The 23,046-nt window shown below is 70.3% G+C and carries 19 protein-coding genes and 2 tRNA genes; 7 read left to right on the forward strand and 14 right to left on the reverse strand.

Annotation, left to right across the window (positions count from 1 at the left end; translation table 11 throughout):
- Positions 1 to 74 precede the first annotated feature (74 nt).
- The gene (locus ACFUCU_RS14515) at positions 75 to 1,295 is read left to right on the forward strand and encodes an ROK family protein (protein ID WP_377973215.1); all 1,221 of its coding nucleotides are present in this window, start codon (positions 75 to 77) and stop codon (positions 1,293 to 1,295) included.
- A 9-nt stretch (positions 1,296 to 1,304) separates the two neighbouring features.
- Here ACFUCU_RS14515 and ACFUCU_RS14520 read toward each other — a convergent pair whose 3' ends face one another.
- The 6 genes from ACFUCU_RS14520 to ACFUCU_RS14545 all read right to left on the reverse strand — a co-directional run bounded on the left by ACFUCU_RS14520 (position 1,305) and on the right by ACFUCU_RS14545 (position 7,382).
- Positions 1,305 to 2,876: a Na+/H+ antiporter gene (locus ACFUCU_RS14520; protein WP_377973216.1), complete on the reverse strand. Its 1,572-nt coding sequence runs from the start codon at positions 2,874 to 2,876 to the stop codon at positions 1,305 to 1,307.
- A 127-nt stretch (positions 2,877 to 3,003) separates the two neighbouring features.
- A complete protein-coding gene (locus ACFUCU_RS14525; RefSeq protein WP_364133470.1) occupies positions 3,004 to 3,663 on the reverse strand; it encodes an NAD(P)H-binding protein in 660 nt (219 codons plus the stop codon).
- A 159-nt stretch (positions 3,664 to 3,822) separates the two neighbouring features.
- Positions 3,823 to 3,896: transfer RNA gene (locus ACFUCU_RS14530), tRNA-Met, on the reverse strand.
- A 61-nt stretch (positions 3,897 to 3,957) separates the two neighbouring features.
- Positions 3,958 to 4,029, reverse strand: a tRNA-Thr gene (locus tag ACFUCU_RS14535).
- A 255-nt stretch (positions 4,030 to 4,284) separates the two neighbouring features.
- The gene (locus ACFUCU_RS14540) at positions 4,285 to 6,297 is read right to left on the reverse strand and encodes a DEAD/DEAH box helicase (protein ID WP_377973217.1); all 2,013 of its coding nucleotides are present in this window, start codon (positions 6,295 to 6,297) and stop codon (positions 4,285 to 4,287) included.
- 431 nt (positions 6,298 to 6,728) lie between these two features.
- Entirely contained in the window at positions 6,729 to 7,382 is a 654-nt protein-coding gene (locus ACFUCU_RS14545) for an MOSC domain-containing protein (protein WP_364133479.1), read from the reverse strand.
- Between the two features lie 179 nt (positions 7,383 to 7,561).
- Between ACFUCU_RS14545 and ACFUCU_RS14550 the strand changes: the two genes are divergently transcribed.
- From ACFUCU_RS14550 to ACFUCU_RS14565, 4 genes are read left to right on the forward strand one after another with little or no spacing between them, the layout of a single operon-like run.
- Positions 7,562 to 8,224, forward strand: a complete 663-nt coding sequence (locus tag ACFUCU_RS14550; protein WP_377973218.1) for a Tat pathway signal protein — start codon at positions 7,562 to 7,564, stop codon at positions 8,222 to 8,224.
- 2 nt (positions 8,225 to 8,226) lie between these two features.
- Positions 8,227 to 9,441, forward strand: a complete 1,215-nt coding sequence (locus ACFUCU_RS14555) for a glutathionylspermidine synthase family protein (RefSeq protein WP_377973219.1) — start codon at positions 8,227 to 8,229, stop codon at positions 9,439 to 9,441.
- Positions 9,438 to 10,958: an APC family permease gene (locus ACFUCU_RS14560; RefSeq protein WP_377973220.1), complete on the forward strand. Its 1,521-nt coding sequence runs from the start codon at positions 9,438 to 9,440 to the stop codon at positions 10,956 to 10,958. The genes ACFUCU_RS14555 and ACFUCU_RS14560 overlap by 4 nt, the downstream gene beginning before the upstream one ends.
- A gap of 9 nt (positions 10,959 to 10,967) precedes the next feature.
- Positions 10,968 to 12,158 (forward strand): acyl-CoA dehydrogenase family protein, encoded by a 1,191-nt coding sequence (locus ACFUCU_RS14565; RefSeq protein WP_377973221.1) that lies wholly within the window; start codon positions 10,968 to 10,970, stop codon positions 12,156 to 12,158.
- A 25-nt stretch (positions 12,159 to 12,183) separates the two neighbouring features.
- Here ACFUCU_RS14565 and ACFUCU_RS14570 read toward each other — a convergent pair whose 3' ends face one another.
- From ACFUCU_RS14570 to ACFUCU_RS14600, 7 genes are all read right to left on the reverse strand, one after another.
- Positions 12,184 to 12,969 (reverse strand): SDR family oxidoreductase, encoded by a 786-nt coding sequence (locus tag ACFUCU_RS14570; RefSeq protein ID WP_290255996.1) that lies wholly within the window; start codon positions 12,967 to 12,969, stop codon positions 12,184 to 12,186.
- A 5-nt stretch (positions 12,970 to 12,974) separates the two neighbouring features.
- On the reverse strand, positions 12,975 to 14,372 hold the full coding sequence (locus tag ACFUCU_RS14575; protein WP_377973222.1) for a glycosyltransferase 87 family protein: 1,398 nt from the start codon (positions 14,370 to 14,372) through the stop codon (positions 12,975 to 12,977).
- A 92-nt stretch (positions 14,373 to 14,464) separates the two neighbouring features.
- Entirely contained in the window at positions 14,465 to 15,802 is a 1,338-nt protein-coding gene (locus tag ACFUCU_RS14580) for an MFS transporter (RefSeq protein ID WP_377973223.1), read from the reverse strand.
- Positions 15,799 to 16,311 (reverse strand): winged helix-turn-helix transcriptional regulator, encoded by a 513-nt coding sequence (locus ACFUCU_RS14585; RefSeq protein WP_377973224.1) that lies wholly within the window; start codon positions 16,309 to 16,311, stop codon positions 15,799 to 15,801. Before ACFUCU_RS14585 ends, ACFUCU_RS14580 begins: the two co-directional genes overlap by 4 nt.
- Before the next feature lie 48 nt (positions 16,312 to 16,359).
- A complete protein-coding gene (locus ACFUCU_RS14590) occupies positions 16,360 to 17,637 on the reverse strand; it encodes a glycosyltransferase 87 family protein (RefSeq protein ID WP_377973225.1) in 1,278 nt (425 codons plus the stop codon).
- Between the two features lie 5 nt (positions 17,638 to 17,642).
- The gene (locus ACFUCU_RS14595) at positions 17,643 to 18,821 is read right to left on the reverse strand and encodes a cystathionine gamma-synthase (protein ID WP_377973226.1); all 1,179 of its coding nucleotides are present in this window, start codon (positions 18,819 to 18,821) and stop codon (positions 17,643 to 17,645) included.
- 17 nt (positions 18,822 to 18,838) lie between these two features.
- Positions 18,839 to 20,224, reverse strand: coding sequence for a cystathionine beta-synthase (locus tag ACFUCU_RS14600; RefSeq protein ID WP_377973227.1), 1,386 nt, complete (start codon positions 20,222 to 20,224; stop codon positions 18,839 to 18,841).
- 132 nt (positions 20,225 to 20,356) lie between these two features.
- Here ACFUCU_RS14600 and ACFUCU_RS14605 point away from each other — a divergent pair, with 132 nt between their 5' ends.
- A complete protein-coding gene (locus tag ACFUCU_RS14605; RefSeq protein WP_377973313.1) occupies positions 20,357 to 21,490 on the forward strand; it encodes an SLC13 family permease in 1,134 nt (377 codons plus the stop codon).
- Positions 21,491 to 21,515: 25 nt separating this feature from the next.
- On the opposite strand, the gene ACFUCU_RS14610 is transcribed toward ACFUCU_RS14605, so the two are convergent.
- The gene (locus ACFUCU_RS14610; RefSeq protein WP_377973228.1) at positions 21,516 to 21,917 is read right to left on the reverse strand and encodes a VOC family protein; all 402 of its coding nucleotides are present in this window, start codon (positions 21,915 to 21,917) and stop codon (positions 21,516 to 21,518) included.
- Positions 21,918 to 22,052: 135 nt separating this feature from the next.
- Here ACFUCU_RS14610 and ACFUCU_RS14615 point away from each other — a divergent pair, with 135 nt between their 5' ends.
- Positions 22,053 to 23,033: a DNA-3-methyladenine glycosylase gene (locus ACFUCU_RS14615; RefSeq protein WP_290256005.1), complete on the forward strand. Its 981-nt coding sequence runs from the start codon at positions 22,053 to 22,055 to the stop codon at positions 23,031 to 23,033.
- The last annotated feature ends 13 nt before the right edge of the window (positions 23,034 to 23,046 follow it).

Genomic DNA, 23,046 nt, shown 5'->3' on the forward strand with positions numbered 1-23,046 from the left:
TTTTGAGAGCCGGGTCTGATACTTTGGACAGCATAATTTAGATAGAAACTAAATCTATTACCGCTCAATTATGGGTGCCGCATTACAGGGAGGTCAAGATTCCGCAGCCGCACGCCGCCGGTACGCCGCAGTCCCTCCGCCGGGTCAACGCCCAGGCGGTGCTCGCCCACATCAGGACCACGGACGTGGCCACCGGCACCGGCCTGATGACAGCCACCGGACTCACCCGTGCCACCGTGATTGCCGTCTGCGAGGATCTGGTCCGGAGCGGCTGGCTGAGGGAGCTGGACACCCCGGCGCGCGACGGCGCCTCCGCCCCTGCCGCCGGCAAGCCGCGGAAGGGCCGGCCTGCGCGGCGCTTCGAGCTGAATGCCCGCGCCGGCGTCGTCCTCGGCATCGACATCGGCGCGGGGACCACGACGGCGGCCGTCGCGGACCTGCGCGGCACCGTCCTCGGCCGGTCCAGTGCGGCCTTCCGGGCCACGGACATCCCGGCGGAGGAGCGCGTCAGCGTGGTGGACCGGGCCTGCCTGGACGCACTCCGGGAGGCCGGCGAGACCCCGGAGAAAGTGCTGGCGGTGACGGCCGGCATCGCCGCTCCCGTCGACCGGGAGGGTGCCGTTCTCGCCGCCCAGCATTTCTGGACCCTGTTCGACGTCGGGCTCCGCTCCGCCCTCCACGAACGCCACGGCTGGCCGGTGCGGCTGGAGAACGACGCCAACCTCGCGGCCCTCGGCGAACGCTGGCGCGGAACCGGCGCCGGGGTGGCCGACCTGGTCGTGCTGCTGGCCAGTGAACGCCTCGGCGCGGGGGTACTGGAATCGGGCCGGCTGCTGCACGGCCGGGCGGGCGGCGCCGGCGAGATGGGATTCTTGTCCCTCGTGGAGGGGGTGGGCTCCAGCGCGGGCATCGCGAGCCTGGCCCGGACGTGGCAGGCGGAGGCCGGGGGTCCCACCGGCGGAGGTCAGGCAGGCTCCCGGCGGGTCTTCGCCGACGCCGCGGCCGGGGACGCTGCCGCGCTGGAGATCCTCGACCGCCTCGCCGAGCGGATGGCCCGGGTGATCGCCGCGATCGCGAGCTTCATCAACCCCGAGCAGGTGGTGATCGGGGGCGCCGTCGCCGATTCCGCGGGCGCGCTGCTGCCCGGCATTAACGCCGCCCTGCCGGCCCTGACCGCCACTCCCCCGCGCGTCACCGTGTCAACGCTCGGGGATGCGATCGTGACGGTCGGCGCCGTCCGGCACGCCTTGGATTACGTCGAGGCGAACGCCTTGGACCTGCAGCTGAGGCCGTAGCGGCCGCAGCTACTCCGGCATGGTCATGGTGCGCAGGTCCAGCTGCCGCAGCACCCGGTCCGCCACCTCGGGGTCCATGTCGGGTTCATTCCGGGCAGCCACAACCTCCTGGCGGGCCGCATCCAGGGCGATGGTCTGAACCGCGATCGCCAGCTCCCGGCCGCGCTTGCGCTTGTCCCCCAGGCTTTCGTTGCGCAGGCTGCCGTCGAGCAGCTCGGCGTGCAGGCGGGTCATCTTCTCCTTCACCAGCGCTACCTTCTCCGGCGGCAGTTCCTTCATCAGCTGGTGGTCCTTCAGGGCGGCGACGGCGGCCTGCTGGGCCCGGGCGGCCAGCAGGCGGGCGGCATCCCGCTCCACGGACCCGTCTTCGGAGGCCTTCAGCACCCGCATCAGCCACGGCAGGGTCAGCCCGGGAAGCACCAACGTTGCCAGCAGCACGGCGCAGGCGATCACCAGCAGCTCACTGCGGGCCGGGAACGGTGAGCCGTCCTCCAGGGTCAGCGGCAGCGCGAGGGCCAGGGCCAGGGTGGCCAGGCCGCGCATGCCGCACCAGGTAAGGATCAGCACTTCCTTGGCGGAGGTGGGCCGGAGCGTGTTCTTGCTGCTGCGGGCCAGCCCGGACATCAGCGCCAGCCAGCCGAAGCGGACGGCGAAGACCAACACGCAGATCACCGCCGCCGTCCCGGCCATGCCCAGGACCGCCGTGCCCTCATCGTGGATGACCTGCCGGATCTCCAGGCCCACCAGCCCGAACGCCAGGCCCGTGACCAGCAGTTCCACGACGTCCCAGAAGGCGGTCCGGGTGATGCGTTCGGCGGCGTCCTGCGGCCGTGAGTGCCGTTGCACCTCAAGGGCGGTGACGACGACGGCGATGACGCCTGAGGCGTGCAGCTCCTCGGCGAGGATGTAGGCGGCGAACGGCACCACCAGGGTGACGGCACTCCGGGCCACCATGGACTGCACCAGCCGGGTGACAAGGCCGGTGAGCCAGCCCATGGCGATCCCGACGCCCACGGCCAGGGCCGCGCCGAGCGCGAACTGGAGGACGACGTCGGGCCCCAGCTTGGTGCCCGAAACGGAGGCGGCGACGGCGGCCTGGAAGATGACGATGGCCGCCGCGTCGTTGAACAGGCCCTCGCTTTGCAGCACGGTGATCAGCCGGCGGGGCATGTGGACCCGGCCGGCGATGGAATCCACGGCGACGGGGTCCGGGGGTGCCACCATGGCCCCGAGGGCGATGGCGGCGGGGATGCCGATGCTAGGAATCATCAGCCACGCGGCACCGGCCACGACGGCGGTGGAGACCACCACCAGGGCGACGGCGAGCATGAGCAGGGTGCGCCAGCGGACCCTGAACACGGCCCAGGAACTGCGTTGCGCGGTGGCGAAGAGCAGCGGCGGGAGGAAGACCGGCAGGATCAGCTCCGGGGTGATGTCCACCTCGGGGAAGCCGGGGATGAAGGTCAGCGCCACGGCCAGGATCAGCATCAGCACCGGGTAGGGCAGCCGGAGCCTGTCCCCCAGACCCACGGCCACGACGGTGGCCAGCAGTAGTCCAATAATGAGGGCCAAAAGATCCATGTGCTCACTTTCCCCGGGGTGATTGCTTCCGGCCCGTCGGCGCAATTGCCATTGCGGCGCGGCCGGGAGCCCCTACCACCCTACCCGGGGGCGCGCCTGCGCCCCCGGGCCCGGGGATCGGTACGGCCTAGACCAGTGACTTGAGGGCGTCCGCCACGGGAGTCGAACCGTCACGGAATTCGATGGTGTGTCCCGCGGTCTTCGGCTCCGCCAGCACGGCGGCAGCGACCAGCGCGACGTTGGCGCGGGCGGTGCCGGTCCCGTCGGAGGTGTCGGCCGGGTTGGCTTCGATCAGGCCGTTGCCTTCGCCGTCGGTCAGCGAGCCCGGGCCCAGGATGGTCCAGTCCAGGCCGCTCTGGCGCAGGTGGGAGTCGGCAGCCGCCTTGGCCTCGGCGTAGGCGTGGAAGCTGTTGTCCTCGGGGACGCCATGGTCCGGGCCGGCGCCGAGGTAGGAGACCATGACGTAGCGGCGCACGCCGGCCTGGTCTGCGGCGTCCATGGAGCGGATGGCCGCGTCACGGTCGACGGCGTAGGTGCGTTCCGGGCTTCCGCCGCCGGCTCCGGCGGACCAGACGACGGCGTCGTGGCCGTCCAGCGCCGCGGCGATCTCCGCCGTCGTCGAGTTTTCCACGTCCAGCACCAGGGGGGTGGCGCCGGTGGCGGCGACGTCGTCCCGGTGTTCGGGGTTGCGGATGACCGAGGTCACCTGGGACCCGTCTTGGGTGAGGATGCCGGATAGTTTCAAGGCCACTTTGCCGTGGCCGCCGATGATCGCAATTTTCGTCATCGTTCCATTCTGTCCCACCCCGCCGACCATCGCACCCTTTGCGATAACACGTCGGACGGCTCAACAGCCCGGATGGGCACCGGAGGTGATAGCGCAACGCCCGACATTGGGGGAAACAGAAAACCCCCGGACGCTTTCGCACTTCCGGGGGTTTGTCTGTAGCGGTGGGGAGGCTCGATCTCCCGACCTCACGATTATGAGTCGTGCGCTCTAACCAACTGAGCTACACCGCCACGAATGAGAAAAACCTGCGTCAAGCCGGTCAAAACCGCCTTGACGCAGGCCCTCATTCAGAGCCCCCCACCGGAATCGATCCGGTGACCTCGTTCTTACCAAGAACGCGCTCTACCACTGAGCTAGGGGGGCAACGAGTAAATACTCTACCGGAAGATTCCGCTCCCAACAAATCGGCGCAGCCGGCGGCCCGCTACCCCCAAAATCCGCGCCAGGAAGCCGATGCAGCGGCACCCGGGGCCTCCGAAACGCCGATGGCGGGACCCCTCCCGGCCAGGATGTGACGAAGGCTACGTCGCGCCCGGACACGGCAAAAGTGGAGGGACAAAAAGGACGGACCGGCTCGCGATGAGCCGGCCCGTCCGGGTAGTGCTTAGCTACAGGTGGTTACCACTTGTTGCGGGGCTTGAAACCGCCCTCGGTCCGCGGCTTGCGGTCGCCGAAGCTGCGCTCGGAACGGTCGCTGTAGGAGCGGCCGCCGCGGTCAGCGGACGAACGCTCGCCGCCGTCGTTCTTACGGAACTCGCGCTTGAAGCCGCCGCTGCCCTTGAAGTTGCCGCTGCCGCCGGAGTAGCCGCCACGGCCGCCGTGGCCTGCGCCGCGGTCCCCGGAGGGCTTCCGGCCGTTGTCCAGCTCCAGGTGGATCAGCTCGCCGCCGATCCGGGTGCGGGACAGGGCCTTCAGCTGCTCGGGGCTGAGGTCCGCCGGGAGCTCCACGAGGGAGTGGTCCGAGCGGATGTCGATGCCGCCGATCTGGGCCGAGGAGATGCCGCCCTCGTTGGCGATTGCACCCACGATCGAGCCCGGCATGACGCGCTGGCGGCGTCCGACGGCGATCCGGTAGGTGGCGTTGCCCTCGGTGAGGGTGCGGGTCGGTCCGCGGGAGCCGAAGCCGTCCTTGGAGCGTTCGCGCTTCTGGTACTCGGGAGCGGCCGGCAGTTCCTTGACCAGCAGCGGCTGTCCACCCTGGGCCATGACGGCCAGGGCCGCGGCGATCTCCGCGGCGGGTACGCCGTGCTCTTCCTCGTAGGAGGAGATCAGGTCACGGAACGCCGCGACGTCCTCGGACTCGAGGGTCTCGGTGATCTTGTCCGCGAACTTGCCCAAGCGCAGGGTGTTGACCGTCTCGGCGGTGGGCAGGTGCATCTGCTCCACCGGCTGGCGGGTAGCCTTCTCGATCGAGCGCAGCAGGTACTTCTCGCGCGGCGTCATGAACAGGATCGCCTCGCCGGAGCGGCCGGCGCGGCCGGTACGGCCGATCCGGTGCACGTAGGACTCCGTGTCGTGCGGGATGTCGTAGTTGATGACGTGGCTGATGCGCTCGACGTCGAGGCCGCGGGCGGCGACGTCGGTGGCGACCAGGATGTCGATCCGGCCTTCCTTGAGCGCGTCGACGGTGCGCTCGCGCTGCTGCTGCGGGATGTCGCCGTTGATGGCGGCAGCCTGGAAGCCGCGGGCGCGGAGCTTGTCGGCGAGGTCTTCGGTGGCCATCTTGGTGCGCACGAAGGCGATGACGCCGTCGAACTCTTCGACCTCGAGGATGCGGGTCATGGCGTCGAGCTTGTGCGGGCCCATGACCTGCAGGTAGCGCTGGCGGGTGTTGGCGCCGGTGGTGGTCTTGGACTTGACCTGCACCTCGGCCGGGTTGTTCAGGTACTGCTTGGACATCCGGCGGATCTGGCCGGGCATCGTGGCGGAGAACAGGGCAACCTGGCGTCCCTCGGGGGTCTGCTGGAAGATCTGCTCCACGTCATCGGCGAAGCCCATGCGCAGCATCTCGTCGGCTTCGTCCAGCACCAGGTACTGGAGTTCGGACAGGTCCAGGGAACCCTTGGCGATGTGATCGATCACGCGGCCGGGGGTGCCGACAACAACCTGGGCGCCCCGCCGCAGGCCGGCCAGCTGCGGGCCGTAGGCGGAACCGCCGTAGACCGGCAGGACGGTGAAGTCGTCGATGTGCTTGGCGTAGGAGGTGAAGGCCTCGGCCACCTGGAGCGCGAGCTCACGGGTCGGGGCAAGCACCAGGGCCTGGGTCTTGCGGGACGGGCCGTTCAGGTCGTGCAGTTCGGCGAGCCGGGACAGGGCCGGCACCGCGAAGGCTGCGGTCTTGCCGGTACCGGTCTGGGCGAGGCCCACGACGTCACGGCCCTCGAGCAGCAGCGGGATGGTGGCCGCCTGGATCGGGGACGGCTTCTCGTAGCCGACGTCCTGCAGGGCGGCGAGGACGCGGCCATCGATGCCGAGGTCGACGAACTTGACGCCCTCTTCTTCCTGGCCGGCGTTCTCAGCGGGCTGCTCGGCCGGAGTCCCGGCGGCAGTGGCTTCGGTGGTCTCGACGTCGTACGTACCGGTCGCGGTGGCGGTTTCGGTGTCGACGGAGTGGTCCTGATTTTCGGGCATAGGTGATTCTTCCTCATCCATAGGGGCCAAGCGGCACAACCCGAGGTGAGCGGAGCCGCAGAACGCGTGACGCACTAACGCCGGGCATCCTTTGACCGGCCGGTCACAGAAGTCCGGCGCTTTCGCAATCCCTGGCAGGACTTCACGCTGCATCTCTTGGCTGCTATCCCAGCAGTCTGTACAGCGTTTTCTTTAGCCGGCTCTCCCTATGAAAATGCCCGCTCACAATGGCGGGCCCCAACACTTACCAGTCCTGCCTCAAAAATTGGGCAGGAATTAGGGATTTCCGGAGTGGGGGATGTTTCAAGTGTAGGCCATGGCCCCGCACGGGCGCCAACGGAGAACGACGACGACGGCGGTGAGCTTGCGCACACCGGCCGGCAGCCAGGGCCGAGGCCTGTCCAGGGCCGGCGCAGGGGGTACGGCCCGCTTCAGGCCATGCGGCCGGCTTGCAGCTTCTCGAACATCCGGTGGTACTCGGGCTGCAGCCGGATGGAGCCGTCCGCTTCGGCGTCCCGCAGGGCGTCCGCGTCCTCGGGGGTGGGGTCGGCAAACCACTTGCCGACTGTGACGCCGTGCGCCGGGACGTAGAGCCGGTGGATGTGGTCGCCGGCCTGGATGGTGCCGGGCTTGACCACGCGCAGGTAGGACCCCACCCGGCCGGCCTCGGTGAAGCGCTTGACCCAGTGCGGCTCCCCCACCCGGCGCTGGAACGTGCTGCACGGAACGCGGGGCGAGGTGACCTCCACCTCCAGGTCCAGCCCGATCCGCCAGCGTTCGCCGATCACCGCATCCGTCGCGGAGAGGCCAGCCACCCGCAGGTTCTCGCCGAAGTACCCCGGCGGGATGTCCCGGCCCAGTTCCTCCGCCCAGTAGTCGGCGTCGTCCTGCGAATAGGCGTAGAGCGCCTGGTCCTCGCCGCCGTGGTCCAGCCGGTCGGCCTGCACGTCGCCGCGCAGTCCCAGCCGGTGGACCTTGACCGGGCCCTGGACCGGGCGCTTGTCGATGGCGGTGACGCCCAGCCGTCCCTCATCGCCGAGCAACTGGTGCACCACGCAGACGGCAAGCACAGATGCGGTTTCCATGGCACCAGTGTAGGCCGGTGCGGGGACAGCGCGGCCGGGTTTTTGAGCGGTCGAATCCGCTGCGGACCGGCTGTTTGCCGGTTAGGCTGGCTTTCAGAATTCCGCGGTCCGCCGGAGTGCCGGGCCGTCCCGGCCGGCGCAGGCCCGCCATTCGGAGAAGCAACCACGCAGGGGGAAGCATGGACACGCACGACGGCGGGCGCAGCGCCGCGGACCAGCCCGGGGAGCCGGCAGGCGACCGGGCCGCTGACAAGGCTGCCAATCAAGGCGACGCGACCACGCCCGGGAAGGGTCCCAAGCCGCCACCCTGGCAGGTCCCCCAGCCCGAACTCCGGCCCGAACTGCTGGATCAGGCCGGTACCAACCCCGCACCGGCTCAGGGGCAGGCGGAGGCCGGCCCCACCGCCGTGTTCGATCCGTTCGAGCGGGACCGCGAGCGCGCCGCAGCGGCGCGGAAGAAGCGCTCCCAGCGCCGCACCGTCGTCGTCGGCCTCGGTGTCACCGCGCTGCTGGCCGGCACCATCACCGCCATGGTCTCCAGCGGCGGCGACGACGCCGACTACGCCCAGGTCTGCTTCAACGACGAGACCGGCGAGCGCGTGGACGACTCCCAGTGCGGCAACAGCAGCACCGCCGGCCGCAGCTCGGGCATCTACGCCTGGTACTTCTACTCCCGCGGCGCCAGCGTCCCCGGCATCGGCCAGAACCGCTCCGCCTACCCCAGCTTCAGCAAAACCGTCCCCTCCGGCGCCAAGGCCTCCACCGGCTACAGCTCCAAGGGCGGAACGGTCAGCCGCGGCGGCTTCGGCGGCAGCGCCAAGGGCGGAAGCACGGGAGGCTAGGGATGAAACGGCTGCACTCCACACCCCGCCCGGACTGGAAGGCCCGGATCGAATCACAGGGCCTGGTGTTTTCCACCACCGAGCTTCCCGACGGGAAAACCCTCGAGTACTGGCACGAGGACGCCTACTACGAATTCACCATGGACGAGGTGGAGACGCTGGAGACCACTGCCGAGCAGATGCACCTCATGTGCCTGGAAGCGGCAAAGTTCCTGGCCACCGGGGCGATGGGCGGGATCGGCATCGGCCCGCAGGCACTCGAGCTGGCGGCCGCATCGCTGCAGGCCGGCGACGTGGACATCTACGGCCGCTTCGACTTCGTCTACGACGGGCGCGGCGGCCCGGCGAAGATGCTCGAGTACAACGCGGACACCCCCACCGGCCTGATCGAGGCCGCCGTCGCCCAATGGTTCTGGCTGCAGGACGTCCACCCAGAAAAGGACCAGTGGAACGGCATCCATGAGGCCCTGATCCGGCAGTGGCGCAAGCTCCAGTACCGGACCGGGATGAGCACCCTGCACGTGGCCCACGCTGAGGAGGAGGAATCCGGCGAGGACTGGATGACCGCCGCGTACATGCGCGACGTGGCCGAGCAGGCCGGCTGGAGCACCGTTGGGATCAACATGTCGGACATCGGCTGGGATCCCAACCTCAACCGGTTCGTGGACCTGGACAACTACCTGATCAGCACCATGTTCAAGCTTTACCCCTGGGAGCTGATGATCAAGGAACCGTTTGGCCAGCGGCTCTTCCAGCGGGCCTCCAATCCCCGCTGGGTGGAACCGGCGTGGAAGATGCTGCTCTCCAACAAGGCACTCCTTGCCGCGCTGTGGCACCTTTACCCCGGCCACCCCAACCTGCTGCCAGCCTATCTGGACGGCCCGGGCCCGCTGCGGGAATGGGTCGCCAAACCGCTGCACGGCCGGGAGGGGGACAACATCCGGATCCACGCCGACGGCCTCAGCCTGGAGCAGCCCGGGGACTACGGCCGGGAGGGCTGGTGCTACCAGCAGTTCCATGCCCTGCCGGACTTCGACGGCAACCGGCCGGTGCTGGGGCTGTGGGTGGTCGACGGCGAATCGGTCGGCTGCGGGATCCGCGAATCCGACGGCCCGGTCACCGACTACTTCTGCCGCTTCGTCCCCAACACCATTGACGCCCCGGCCCCCGCTCCCCCGGCCGGCCAGAACTCCACCAAGGCAGGTATCGCGCTATGACCATCCCCTCCACGACGGCGCCCGGAGCCGCGGACGCGGTCCCGGCCAAGGGTCTGCGCGCCGGCATCCTGGACCTGGGCGACTCCGTCATGCTGGGCCTGGCCTCCACGGCCCCGGTGTACTCCCTCGCCGCCACCCTGGGCCTGATCGTGGCCGTCAACGGCAATGCGACGCCGCTGATCCTGCTCCTGGGCTTCATTCCGGTCCTCTTCATCGCGTACGCCTTTCGCGAGCTCAACAGCGCCATGCCGGACTGCGGCACCACCTTCACCTGGGCCCGCAGCGCCTTCGGCCCGTGGGCCGGGTGGCTGGGCGGCTGGGGCGTGGCGCTGGCAGGGATCGTGGTGTTGGCGAACCTCGCCCAGGTCGCCGGGCAGTACCTCTGGCTGCTGATCGGCGACGGGTCGCTCGCCGGCAACCCGCTGGTGGTGACGGCCACCGGCGTCGTCTTCATCGTCTTCATGACCCTGGTGAACTATCGCGGAATCAGGCTGGGCGAGCACGTCCAGCGCACCCTGACCTACGTCCAGTACGTGTCCCTCGGCATCTTCGCCGTGGCCCTGATCGTCCAGATCGCCGCCGGCAGCCCCGCAGCCTCGGGCCAGCCGTTCGACCCGGCCTGGTTCAACCCGGCGGCGCTCGTCACCGATCCGGGCGCTGCGGTGCACGGGGTGCTGCTGGCCCTGTTCATCTACTGGGGCTGGGACACCTGCCTGGCGGTCAACGAGGAGACCGAGCACCCGGCCACCACTCCCGGCCGCGGCGCGGTGCTCTCCGCCGTGGTCCTGGTGGCGATTTATGTCTCGGTGGCGATGCTGGTGATGATGTATGCCTCGGTCGGCACGGACGGGATCGGGCTGGGCAACGAGGCCAACCGCAGCGACGTTTTCCTGGCGATGAAGGACACCGTACTCGGCCCCTGGGGCTGGCTGATCGTGGTCGCGGTCCTTGCCTCGGTGCTGTCCTCGACCCAGACCACTGTCCTCCCGACGGCCCGCGGCACACTCTCGATGGGCGTGCACGGCGCGCTCCCCCGGCGCTTCGCCCACGTTCACCCGCGCAACCAGACCCCCGGGTTCTCCACCCAGGTGATGGGCGCCGCGGCGGTGGGCTACTACGTGCTGATGAGCATCCTGAGCCAGAACCTGCTGGCCGATTCGATCAGCTCGATCAGCCTCTTCATCGCCTTCTACTACGCCCTGACCGGGTTCGCCTGTGTCTGGTACTTCCGCGGGACCCTGCGCGCTTCGGCCCGGAACCTGTGGTTCCGCGGGATCCTGCCCGCCGTCGGGGCCGTGGCGCTGACGGCAGCGTTCGTGGTCTCCGCGGTGCAGATGTGGGACCCGGGCTACGGCAACACCACCATCTTCGGCGTCGGCGGGGCCTTCGTCAGCGGGGTGGTACTGCTGGCACTGGGTGTGGTCCTCGCCGCCGTCTGCCGCTTCGTCCCCGCCACGCGGGACTATTTCGTCCGGCCCACGCGGACGGAGCCCGCGGTCGACGGCGCCCGGCCGTAGGATGGCCGCATGAGCCGACCCGCCGAAGTGTCCGACGTCTCCGACGTCCTCGCCATCGATTCCCTGCTCAGCTCCGAGGAGCTGGCCGTCCGGGAGAAGGTCCGCGACTTCACCCGGCAGAGGATCCGGCCCGGCATTGCCGAGTGGTTCGACGAGGGCGTCTTCCCGCTGGACCTGGCCCCGGAGCTCGGTGAGCTGGGCGTGCTGGGCATGCAGCTGGAGGGCTACGGCTGCCCGGGCCGTTCCGCCGTCGAGTACGGCCTGGCCGCGATGGAGCTGGAGGCCGGGGACTCCGGCATCCGCACGTTCGTCTCGGTTCAGGGTTCGCTGGCCATGACCTCCATCCACCTGTGGGGCTCCGAGGACCAGAAGCAGCAGTGGCTGCCGCGCATGGCCGCGGGCGAGGCGATCGGCTGCTTCGCCCTGACCGAACCCACCGCCGGCTCAGATCCCGCCGCCATGCAAACCTTCGCCCGCCGGGACGGCAGCGGCGAGGACGCCGGCTGGATCCTGGACGGCGCCAAGCGCTGGATCGGTCTGGCGTCCGTGGCGGACATCATGGTGGTCTGGGCGATGACCGACGACGGCGTGCGCGGCTTCCTTGTTCCGGCCGGCACCGCCGGAGTCACGGCCGCGCCGATCCGGCAGAAGCTCTCGATGCGCGCCTCGATCCAGTGCGACATCACCTTCGACGGCGTCCGGCTGGGACCCGAGGCGCTGCTCCCGGCCGCCCGCGGACTGCGCGGCCCGTTCAGCTGCCTGAACGAGGCCCGTTACGGGATCGCCTGGGGTGCCATGGGCGCGGCCCGGGATTCCTACGAGGCGGCGCTCAGCTACGCGCAGGAGCGCCTGCAGTTCGGCAAACCGCTGGCCGGCTACCAGCTGACGCAGGAGAAGCTGGTGAACATGCTGCTGGAAATCCAGAAGGGGACGCTGCTGGCCCTGCAGCTGGGCAGGCTCAAGGACGCCGGGCAACTGCGGCCCGAGCAGATTTCCCTCGGCAAGCTCAACAACGTCCGGGAAGCCATCGCGATCGCCCGGGAGGCCAGGACCATCCTGGGCGGCAACGGCATCACCCTGGACTACTCACCGCTACGGCACGCGGCCAACCTCGAATCGGTGCGCACCTACGAGGGCACCGACGAGGTGCACACCCTGGTGCTGGGCCAGCACATCACCGGTCTCCCGGCCTTCCGCTAGCGGTTCGGGCCCCGGCTCCGGGGCGTCAGGCGGAGAAACCGCCGTCGGCCTTGACCAGCTGCCCGGATACCCAGCGGCCCTCGGGCGAGAGCAGGAACGCAACCGTCCCGGCAACATCCGCGGGAGTGCCGAGCCGTCCGCCGGGCTGCCGCCCGGCCAGGTCCTGGCGCAGCTGCGCATCCATCCAGCCGGTGTCCACGGGGCCCGGGTTGAGCGCGTTGGCGCTGATCCCCTGCGGTCCCAGCTCCCGCGCCGCGGCTATCACGACCCGGTCCAGGGCACCCTTCGACGCCCCGTAGGGCAGGTTGAAGGCGGTGTGGTCGCTGGTGAGCGCCACGATCGCGCCGCCTTCGGCCGGCGCCTGCCTGGCAAACGCCGCGATCAGCTGCCAGCTGGCGCGGGTGTTGACGGCGAAGTGCCGTTCAAAGCTCGCCAGGGACGTGTCCAGGATGCCTGAGTCCACGGATTCCGCGTGGCTGAGCACCAGTCCGTGCAGGGTGCCGGCCTCCTCCGCGACCGTGGCCATCAGCACGTCGACGGCCTGCGGATCCTCGAAGTCGGCGGGTACCGCCACCACCGCCGCCCCGGTGGCCTGCAGTTCGGCGGTGAGGCGTTCGACATCGTCCGGCTGGACGCCCCAGGGCATCCGGGCGTCGTAGTCCTGCCAGTAGGTGAGCACCAGGTCCCAGCCGTCGGCGGCCAGCCGTCGCGCGATGCCGGCCCCGAGGCCCGCGAGCCGCCCGACGCCGGTCACCATTGCCGTCCTGCGCTGAACCGGGGCGGGGTCGGGGGCAGCGGGAGACGCGGTCATGCACCTCAGCCTAGCGCGGCCCGCGCGGCAGCCGGTTCGCGGACCGTCGTTGGCGCGGTGTGCACGTCGAAGGCGTGGGCCAGCGACCCGCGGCGCAGGGCCAGCCGCCAGCACAACAGCAGGGCGACGGCGCAGAAGACCCCGGCGCTTGAGGCCATGATCCAGAGCCCCGGCGTCTGGACGTCGAGGTTCTGCGCGCCGAACGCCGTGCCGATCGTCTTCGGCGAGAAGAAGAACACCAGGACGGAGACACCCAGCACCGCACCCATCAGCCAGCGCGTCCCACGATAGAGGTCGGGGGTTTCGCGCAGGGTCCAGGCGAAGGCCGGCAGGACGACGGCGACCCACACCCAGTGGTGGGACCAGGAGACGGGGCTGATCAAGAGCATGGTGAGAGCCGTCGTTGAGATGGCGACCACCCGTGCTCCCTGTTCGCTCGCGGACTTGATGATGCCGGCCGCCAGCGCCACCACGAGCAGGCTCAGCACCAGCCAGGGCACGGTCACGGCGTCCTCGGGAACTCCAAAGTGCAACAGCGCGCCCTTGAGCGAGAGGTTGTCCACGTAGCCCGCCCCGCCGATCCGCGAGGTGTCCGGCAGGATCCGGAACCAGAACTCCACGGACTCGGCCGGGCGCAGCAGCGCTCCGAGCAGCACGGTGGTGAGGAATCCCGCGCCCATGTTCAGCAGGCCGCGCCAGTCCTTCCTCACCAGGAAGTACAGCCCGAAGACGAGCGGCGTCAGTTTGATCCCCGCGGCGACCCCCACCAGGAACCCGCTGCCGGGGACAACGTGCGCCCGGTGGGGGTTCCGCGCCAGCAGGTCCGCCGCCATCATGCCCATCAGCAGGATATTGATTTGCCCGAAGGCCAGTGTCTCGCGCCAGGGGCCGAGGTTGAGCACGGCCAGGACCAGCACGGCTGCGGCCCAGTAGTTGCTCAGTGACCTGAAAACGGCCCGCCAGTCGGTTTTTGCTGTCCAGTACCGGAGGGCCCGGACCGCGACCCAGATCGCGGTGAGGACTCCGGCGGTGTTGAACAGGTTCAGTGCGATCTTTTCGGGCAGCAGGGCCAGCAGGCTGAAGAGGAGGGCGGCGAAGGGCGGGTAGGTAAATGGCAGGCCGGGTCCTCCGGCCCAGTCGACATTGCCCCGATAGAGCTCCGACGCCGCCGGGCCCGCGCCGTTGAGGATATTCCCGCCGTACCAGTAGACGCTGAAGTCCAGGCCCTGCTCACCCCAGCCGGACAGCCAGTGCCACACAGCCAGGGCGACGGCGGCCAGACCCAGCGGAAGCAGGGCGCCAGCGATGGCAACGCCGAGGCGTCGGCGGCCCGGAACCCTCGCCGGGGCGTCCGGGTGTGCGGACGGCGGGGCGTGCGGGTAGTCGGTGTCGAGCAGTGGCATGTGTGGATCCCCCAATAGATGCTGCAGCGGGACGACGGCGCAGCGCGCCGGCGGCGTCTGTGCCCGTCCCCGCCGTTCATCCTACCGAGTGCTCAGGCCGGCACCGCGACCTTGGCGTCGCGCCCGGCGTCCTTGCGGATCGTGGCGCTGATGACCGCCGCGATGGTGCACATGGCGGCCGCGGCAAACCAGGCGTAGGTGTACTGCCCGGTGGCGTCCCGGACGGCCCCGGCGGCCAGCGCGGCCGCTGCGGCGCCGAGCTGGTGGGCGGCGAACACCCAGCCGAAGACAACGCCCCCGTCGGCGCCGAACACCTGACGGCAGATCGCCGCGGTGGGCGGGACGGTGGCCACCCAGTCGAGGCCGTAGATGACAACGAAGACGATCATGCTGGGCTGGACCTCGGCACCGAGGAGGAGCGGGAGCACCAGCAGCCCGATGCCGCGGAACTGATAGTACACGGCGAGCAGCACCCGCGGGTTGAAGCGGTCCGTGAGCCAGCCGGACGCGATGGTGCCGACGATGTCGAAGATCCCGACGACGGCCAGCAGCCCCGCCGCCGTGGTCTCCGGCATGCCGTGGTCGTGCGCGGAGGGGATGAAGTGGGTGCCGATGAGCCCGTTGGTGGTGGCGCCGCAGATGGCGAAGCCGGCCACGAGGGCCCAGAAGGTGCGGATCCTGCTGGCCCGGCGAAGCACCCGAAGGGCCCGGACGGCGGCGTTGACGCGCGGGACGGGTGCCGGGCCGGCCTCGGACGCCTCCGGGGTCTCGGCCCCGTAGGGCAGGACGCCGGCGTCGGCCGGGGAATTCTTCAGGAACTTCAGCACCAGCGGGACCACGGCCAGGGCCCCGGCAGCGATCAGCAGGGAGGCCCGCCGCCAGCCGGGGTGCTGGGCCAGGGCCGCGATGAAGGGCAGGAAGACCAGCTGCCCGGCCGCGCTTCCGGCAGTGAGGATGCCGGTCACCAGGCCCCGCCTCGTGGCGAACCAGGTGTTGGCTATGGTGGCCGCGAAGACCAGCGCCATGGAGCCGGTGCCGAGCCCGATCAGCAGCCCCCACGTGAGGAGGATCTGCCAGGACTGGTTCACCAGGACGGTGAGGGCACTGCCGGCGCCGATCAGCGCCAGGGCGACGGCGGTGACGGCCCGGATGCCGAAGCGCTCCATCAGGGCCGCAGCGAAGGGTGCGGTGAGGCCGAACAGGACCAGGTTAATGCTGACCGCGGCGGAGAGGACCGTGGTGGACCAGCCGAATTCCTGCTGCAGCGGGACCATCAGCACGCCGGGAGCGGCCCTGAATCCTGCCGCGCCCACCAGGGCCAGGAACGCGACGGCGGCCACCGTCCACGCGGGGTGGATCCGGTGCCGGCGGCCCGACGGGGGCCGGGTCGACGCGGCGACGTCCGCAGAACCGGCGGGCCGGGCGCTCATGCCGCGGCTCCGTTCCGCGGAGCGGGGGCTGTGGCCAGCGGGACGGGCCGGTCTGTCCGGGTGAGGCTATGCCAGCTGGTGTTGCCGGCGCTCAGCCGCTCGCCGCAGCCGGTGCAGGTGTCGGCGGAGCTGGTCCGCTGCCCGCAGCCGGTGTGGACCACGAACATGTGGGCCTCCGGGGTGGGGGCGGGCAGGTGCTTTTCGGCCCAGATGACGACGGCGTTGAGCACCGGCAGCGCGTCCTGGCCCTTGGCGGTGAGCACGTATTCCTCCCGGCTCCGGCCGCCGTCGTCGTAGGGGCGCCGGGTGAGCAGCCCGGCGTCGACGAGCGCCGCGAGCCGCCGGGTCAGCACCGAGTCGGAGGCGCCCAGCCGGTCCTTGATCGCATCGAACCGGCCATTGCCGAAGAAGATCTCGCGGAGGACCAGGACGCCCCAGGGGTCGCCGAGGATGTCCAGGCCACGGGCCATGCTGCAGGTGCGTTCGGACCAGTCGGATCTCAGTGCCATACCGGCAGGCTAGCTGACTTCTTTCAAGAAAGCCAGAGTTTTCCGGGATCAGGCCCGGGAGCGGAGGGCGGTGCGGGACGGCCGGTACGCCAGGGCCCAGTAGGCCAGCATCGCGATCCCGCACAGCACGCCCAGGCTGGCGAGGGTCAGCTGCCACTGGGTGTGCGGTCCCTTGCCCCACTCGTGCGCCCCGGCCAGGACCGCCAGGTACTTGGGCGTCAGGTAGAACGCGGCGCCGGTGGCGGCCAGGATGACCCACCCGGCGATCCTCATGCGGCCGTTCCGGGAGGGCACCCGGTGGATGGCGAAGCCCAGGCAGGGCAGCGCGACGGCCATCCAGACCCAGTGGTGGGACCAGGAGACGGGGCTGACCAGCAGCATCAGCACGGCGGTGGCGGAGACGGCCACGAAGTTCTCGTCGGCGGCCAGCGCCCAGTGGATGACCAGCGCGGCCACGGCGGCCAGCGCCAGCGACAGCACCAGCCAGAGCAGGGTGGTGGAGGTGGCGTCCGGCAGGCCCAGGTGCAGCAGCAGGCCCTTGACCGAGAGGTTGTCCACGTAGCCCGGGCCGCCGATCCTGCCGGTGTCAGGGAGGATTTTGGTCCAGAAGGTGACCGAGGCGGCGGGCAGCAGCGCCCAGGCCAGGGCGATCGAGCCGAAGAAGCCGGCGGCCATCCAGGCCAGTGCCTTGAAGTCGCGGCGGACCAGGAAGTACAGCCCGAACGCCAGCGGGGTCAGCTTGATGCCGGCGGCGACGCCGATCAGCAGCCCCGCGGGCCAGCGCAGCTCCCCCGCGCGGGACTTTCCGTAGAGGGCGAAGTCGGCCAGGATCAGGCCCATCAGGATGATGTTGATCTGGCCGAAGTCGAAGGTGTCCCGCCAGGGTCCCAGCAGCAGCACCGCGGCGGTGCCGGCCAGGGTCACGGAGCGGAACCGCCAGTCGGCCGCCGCGTCCCGCCACCGGCCCAGTCCGAAGTAGTGCCGGGTCAGCCAGGCGGAGACCACGAGGGCGCCCAGCAGCGCCGTCGCCGTGAAGACCGTGCTGCCGCCGGCGGACCCCAGCAGGGCCATCGCGGCGAAGACCAGGGCCGCGAACGGCGGGTAGGTGAACGGCAGCCCTTCCCGGGGTGCGTAGAGTTCGTTCACCCCGGTCTCGCCGGTCTGCAGCACGCGGTTGCCGCCGTAGAAGTAGACCTCGAAGTCGTTCATGAGCGGCTCGTAGGCCGTGTAGAGGACCACCAGGGCAACGACGACGGCGGCCGCACCGGCCGCCGTCGCGAGCCAGCCGCGCAGCGGGGTGCGGGCCGGCGTGGAGAGAACGGACACCGGCGCTAGCTGCCCGGCTTGAGCCGGGAGAAGGCCTGCTCGAGGTCCGCGATCAGGTCCTCCACGTCCTCGATGCCGCAGGAGAGCCGGAGCAGGTTCTCCGGGACGGCCAGCTCGGTGCCCTTGACGGAGGCGTGCGTCATCTCCGAGGGGTAGTTCATCAGCGACTCGATGCCGCCGAGGGATTCGGCCAGCGTGAACACGGAGGTGGATTCCGCCACCGTGCGGGCAGCCTGCTCGCCGCCCTTGAACTGCACGGAGACCATGCCGCCGAACTTCTTCATCTGCTTCTTCGCCAGTTCGTGGCCGGGGTGCGAGGGCAGGCCCGGGTAGAGCACGGCTTCCACCTCGGGGCGCTGCAGCAGCCATTCGGCAACGGCCTGGGCGTTGTCGCTGTGCCGGTCCATCCGCACGCCGAGGGTCTTCAGCCCGCGGGTGGTCAGGAAGGCGTCCATCGGCCCGGACACGGCGCCGACGGCGAACTGCACGAAGCCGATCTTCTCGGCCAGCTCCGGGTCGTTGACCACGATCGCGCCGCCGACGACGTCGGAGTGGCCGCCGATGTACTTGGTGGTGGAGTGAACGACGACGTCGGCGCCCAGCGCCAGCGGGTTCTGCAGGTACGGGGACGCGAAGGTGTTGTCCACAACCAGGAGGGCCCCGGCGTCGTGCGCCACCGTGGCGAGCGCGGCGATGTCGGTGATCTTCATCATCGGGTTGGACGGGGTCTCCACCCAGACCAGCCGGGTCTGGTTGGCGGCGACCGCGGCGGCGACGGCCTCCAGGTCGGACATGTCCACCGGGGTGTTGCCGATCCCCCACTCGCCAAGGACGCGGCTGATCAGGCGGTAGGTTCCGCCGTAGGCGTCGTTGCCGAGGACGATGTGGTCCCCGGGCCGGGTCAGGGCGCGGATCATCGAGTCCTCGGCGGCCAGGCCGGAGCCGAAGGAGTAAGCGTGCGATCCGCCCTCAAGCGCGGCGAGCTGCTCCTGCAGCGCGTCGCGGGTGGGGTTGCCGCCGCGGCCGTACTCGTAGCCGGAGCGGAGTCCGCCGATGCCGTCCTGGGCATAGGTGGAGGAGAAGTGCAGCGGCGGGACCACGGCACCGGTGCGCGGCTCGAAAGCCTGGCCGGCGTGGACCGCACGGGTGTTGAAGCCTGCGGGGGTGCTGTCAGACGAGGACATGGGACTCCTTGGAGATGTCAGTTGCTGAGGTAGGCGAGGAGGTCGTGGCGGGTGAGGATGCCCACCGGCGCGCCGACGAAGGTCACCATCAGGGTGTCCGCGTCGGAGAGGAGTTCGCGGGCGGTCGAGATCGATTCGAGCGAACCGATCACGGGCAGGCGGGGCTCCATGTGTTCGGAGATCTTGTCCGTGAGGGCCGCCTCGCCGCGGAACAGCTTGGCGGTCAGCGTGCGTTCGTCGACGGAGCCGAGGACCTCGCCCATCACCACGGGTGGTTCCTGCGAGAGGACCGGGATGTGCGAGACGCCGTACTCGTTCATGATGTTGATGACGTCGCGGACGGACTCGTTCGGGTGGATGTGCACCAGGTCGGGCAGTTCCCCGGTTTTGGCCTTGAGTACCTCTTCCACGGAGGCCTCGTCGCCGCTGGCGAGGAAGCCGTAGGAGCGCATCCACTGGTCGTTGAAGATCTTGGCCAGGTAGCCGCGGCCGGAATCGGGCAGGATGACCACCACGACGGCGTCGGCCGGCAGGTCCTTGGCGGCCCGCAGCGCGGCGACCACGGCCATGCCGGAGGAACCGCCCACCAGGAGGCCCTCCTCGCGGGCCAGGCGGCGGGTCATGGCGAAGGAGTCGGCGTCGGTGACGGCGATGACCTCGTCCGGGACGCCCTTGTCGTAGTTGCCGGGCCACATGTCCTCGCCGACGCCCTCGACGAAGTAGGGCCGGCCGGTGCCGCCGGAGTAGACCGAGCCGGCGGGGTCGGCGCCGATGATCTTGACGACGCCGCCCTCGGACTCGGGCCGGTCCGCGGAGACTTCCTTGAGGTAGCGGCCGGTGCCGGTGATGGTGCCGCCGGTGCCCGCGCCGATCACGCAGTGGGTGACCCGGCCGTCGGTGTCCCGCCAGATTTCGGGGCCGGTGGTCTCGTAGTGGCTGCCGGGGGCGGCGGGGTTGGAGAACTGGTCCGGCTTGTACGCGCCGGGGATTTCCCGGACCAGCCGGTCCGAGACGCCGTAGTAGCTGTGCGGGCTGTCCGGGGCGACGGCGGTGGGGGTGACAACCACCTCGGCGCCGTAGGCCTGCAGCACGGAGCGCTTGTCCTCGCCCACCTTGTCCGGGACCACGAAGATGCAGCGGTAGCCCTTCTGCTGGGCCACCAGGGCCAGGCCGACGCCGGTGTTGCCGGAGGTCGGTTCCACGATGGTGCCGCCGGGCTTGAGCTTGCCGCTGCGCTCGGCCTCGTCGATCATCTTCGCCGCGATGCGATCCTTGATGGACCCGCCGGGGTTCAGGTATTCCACCTTCACCAGAACCGTGGCGGCGATGCCTTCGGTGACGTGGTTGAGCTTGACGAGGGGCGTGTTGCCGATGAGGTCCAGGACGGACGGCGCATACTTCATGACTACCAAGTTACCGTCTTCGCGTCACCGGGCCGCTCCCGTGCCATGCGGGGCCCGCGCGGGTGCGAGGATTAGCCGGTGAAGCGAAATTCCTGGCTGCCTGCGCTGCGCAGCTACGCGGTTCCCGGCGGCATGCTGCTGGCCGGTGTCCTGGCGCTGGCGGTGGGCCTGCTGCCGCTGCCGGCGTTCGGCGAACTGGCCGACCGCACGGTCCCCGTGCTGGCGTTCGTGGTGGCCATGTCCCTGGTGACCGAACTGGTGGACGACGCCGGCCTGTTCCGGGCGGTGACGGACCGGTTGGCGGCGTGGGGCCGGGGCCGGGTCCTGCTGCTGTGGCTGCTGGTGATCGGCTTGTCCACGGTCTCCACCATCTTCCTGTCGCTGGATACGACGGCGGTGCTGGTCACGCCCGTCGTCGTCCTGCTGGCGGTGCACGCGCGCATCCCTCCCCTGCCGTTCGCCCTGACCACCATCTGGCTGGCCAACACGGCCTCGCTGTTGCTGCCGGTCTCGAACCTCACCAACCTGCTGGCCCAGTCCCGGCTGGGCCTGAGCCCCGCCGGTTTCGCGGGCCTGGTCTGGGCTCCCTCGCTGGTGGGCATCCTGCTGCCGCTGGTGCTGCTGTGGCTGGCGTTCCGCAAGGACCTGCGCGGCGGGTACGGCCGCCAGGCCCCGCACGGGGTCCGGGACAAGGTGCTGCTCTACGCGTCATCGGGCGTCATGATTCTCCTGCTGCCGGCCCTGGTCTCCGGCCTGCCGGTCTACATCCCGGCCGGCATCGCGGCCGCGGTGCTGCTGGTGCTGTTCCTCTGGCGCCGCCGGTCCTCGCTGCGCTGGTCCATGGTGCCGTGGCGCCCGCTGGTGCTCACGGTGGGACTCTTCATGGTGGTGGAGACCCTGCACTCCAACGGCCTGACCCGTGCCCTGGCGGGAATCGCCGGGTCCGGGGACAGCCTGCCCGCGCTGCTGCAGCTGGCGGGCCTCGGCGCGGGGGCGGCCAACGTCGTCAACAATCTCCCCGCCTACCTGGCCCTCGAGCCCGTGGGCGGCTCGCCCGTGCGGCTGGCGGCCCTGCTGATCGGCGTGAACCTGGGTCCGCTGGTGACCCCGTGGGCCTCCCTGGCCACCCTGCTCTGGCACGAGCGGCTGCGGGCCTTGAATGTGGAGATCCGTTGGGGCGGCTTCGCCCTGGCCGGCCTCGCGGCCGTCGTCCTCACGCTGCCGCTGGCGGTCGTGGCGCTGTGGCTGACCAGCGGGATGCACTGACCCTGTCCTGGCACTGAACGCTGCCCTAACCGCCGGCGGCATCCCCGGCGGGGGCGGCGTTCTGCCACAGCCCCACCACGTTGCCTTCGGTGTCGGTGAAGTAGGCGTTCCAGCCGGACCCCGGCACCTCCATCTTGCCGCGCAGGACGGCGCCGCCGCGGGCGGCGATGTCCCGAAGGGCGGCGTCGATGTCCTCGACGTCGATGGTGACCACGGGCGCGCGCAGCTCGCCGCGGCGGAAGATGCCACCATTGATGGACCCCGCCACCGCTGGCCGGCCGTGCTCATCCATCGGAGTGGTCAGCGCCAGGCTGTATTCCATTTCCGGCATCACCTGGAAGGTCCAGCCGAACACCGCCTTGTAGAAACCGCGTGCCCGGTCCTCGTCGTCCGCGGGAAGTTCAAAGTGCACCACGCCGCCGCCCATGATCCGCTCCTGCCCTCGCCGAGGTCCGCACCTTCGGCCCGGACCAGCTTCTCCTGGGGGGATTGTAGGACCGGAGTCGGGCCGCCGGTCAGGGCCGTTCGACTCGGCGTCGGAGCTCCGTGGGAACATGGAAGCATGACCACCGCAGAACTGTCCGCCGGCGCGTCCGCGTCCGCGGATGCCTCGCTGCGCTGGCGTCCGGGCGGCCCGTTCGACCTGCTGCAGACCATCAGCCCGCTGCGCCGCGGCCACGGGGACCCGGCCGTCAAGGTCGCCGCCGACGGCGTGTGGCTGGCCTTTACCACCGCGGCCGGTCCGGCCAGTTTGCGCTTGGTCTCCCACGGGCCGGCGTCGGATCCTTTCGTCGATGCCCGGGCATGGGGTCCCGGCGCGGAGGAGGCCGTCGCGGCCGTTCCCCGGCTGCTGGGCGGCGACGACGACTGGACTGGCTTTGACGAGCCGTCGTTTCACGCCACGCTCCCCCGCATGGTCCGGGACGCCCGCCACCGGAACCCTGCCGTCCGGCTGCCCGCCACCGGTCGCATGGTCGACGCCCTGATCCCGACCATCATGGAACAAAAGGTCACCGTGATCGAGGCCCGCCGCGGCTACCGCTACCTGGTCTACCGCTTCGGGACGCCGGCACCGGGTGCGGGCACCGTGGCCCCGGACACCCTGATGGTCCAGCCCACGCCCCGGCAGTGGCTCGCCATTCCCTCGTGGGAGTGGCACAAGGCGGGCGTCGGACCGCAGCGCTCGGACACGGCCATGCGCGTCCTCCGCTCCGCCGCGGCGCTCGAACGGCTGGCCGGGCTGCCCTCGGCGGAGGCTGCCACCAAACTGCAGACCCTCCCGGGGGTCGGGATCTGGACAGCGGCCGAGGTAGTGCAGCGCACCCACGGCTGTCCCGATTCGATCGCGGTGGGCGACTACCACCTGGCCGCCTACGTGGGCGCGGCCCTGACCGGCCGGCGCACCGACGACGCCGGGATGATCCGGCTGCTGGCGCCCTGGGCCGGGCACCGCCAGCGGGTGGTCCGGATGATCGGGCTCAGCGGGTTCCGGAAACCCGTCTTCGGCGCACGGATGACCATCCAGGACCACCGCCACCACTAGGACCCGCCGGCCG

The organism is Arthrobacter sp. NPDC057259 (assembly GCF_042668995.1).
Lineage (GTDB): Bacteria > Actinomycetota > Actinomycetes > Actinomycetales > Micrococcaceae > Arthrobacter.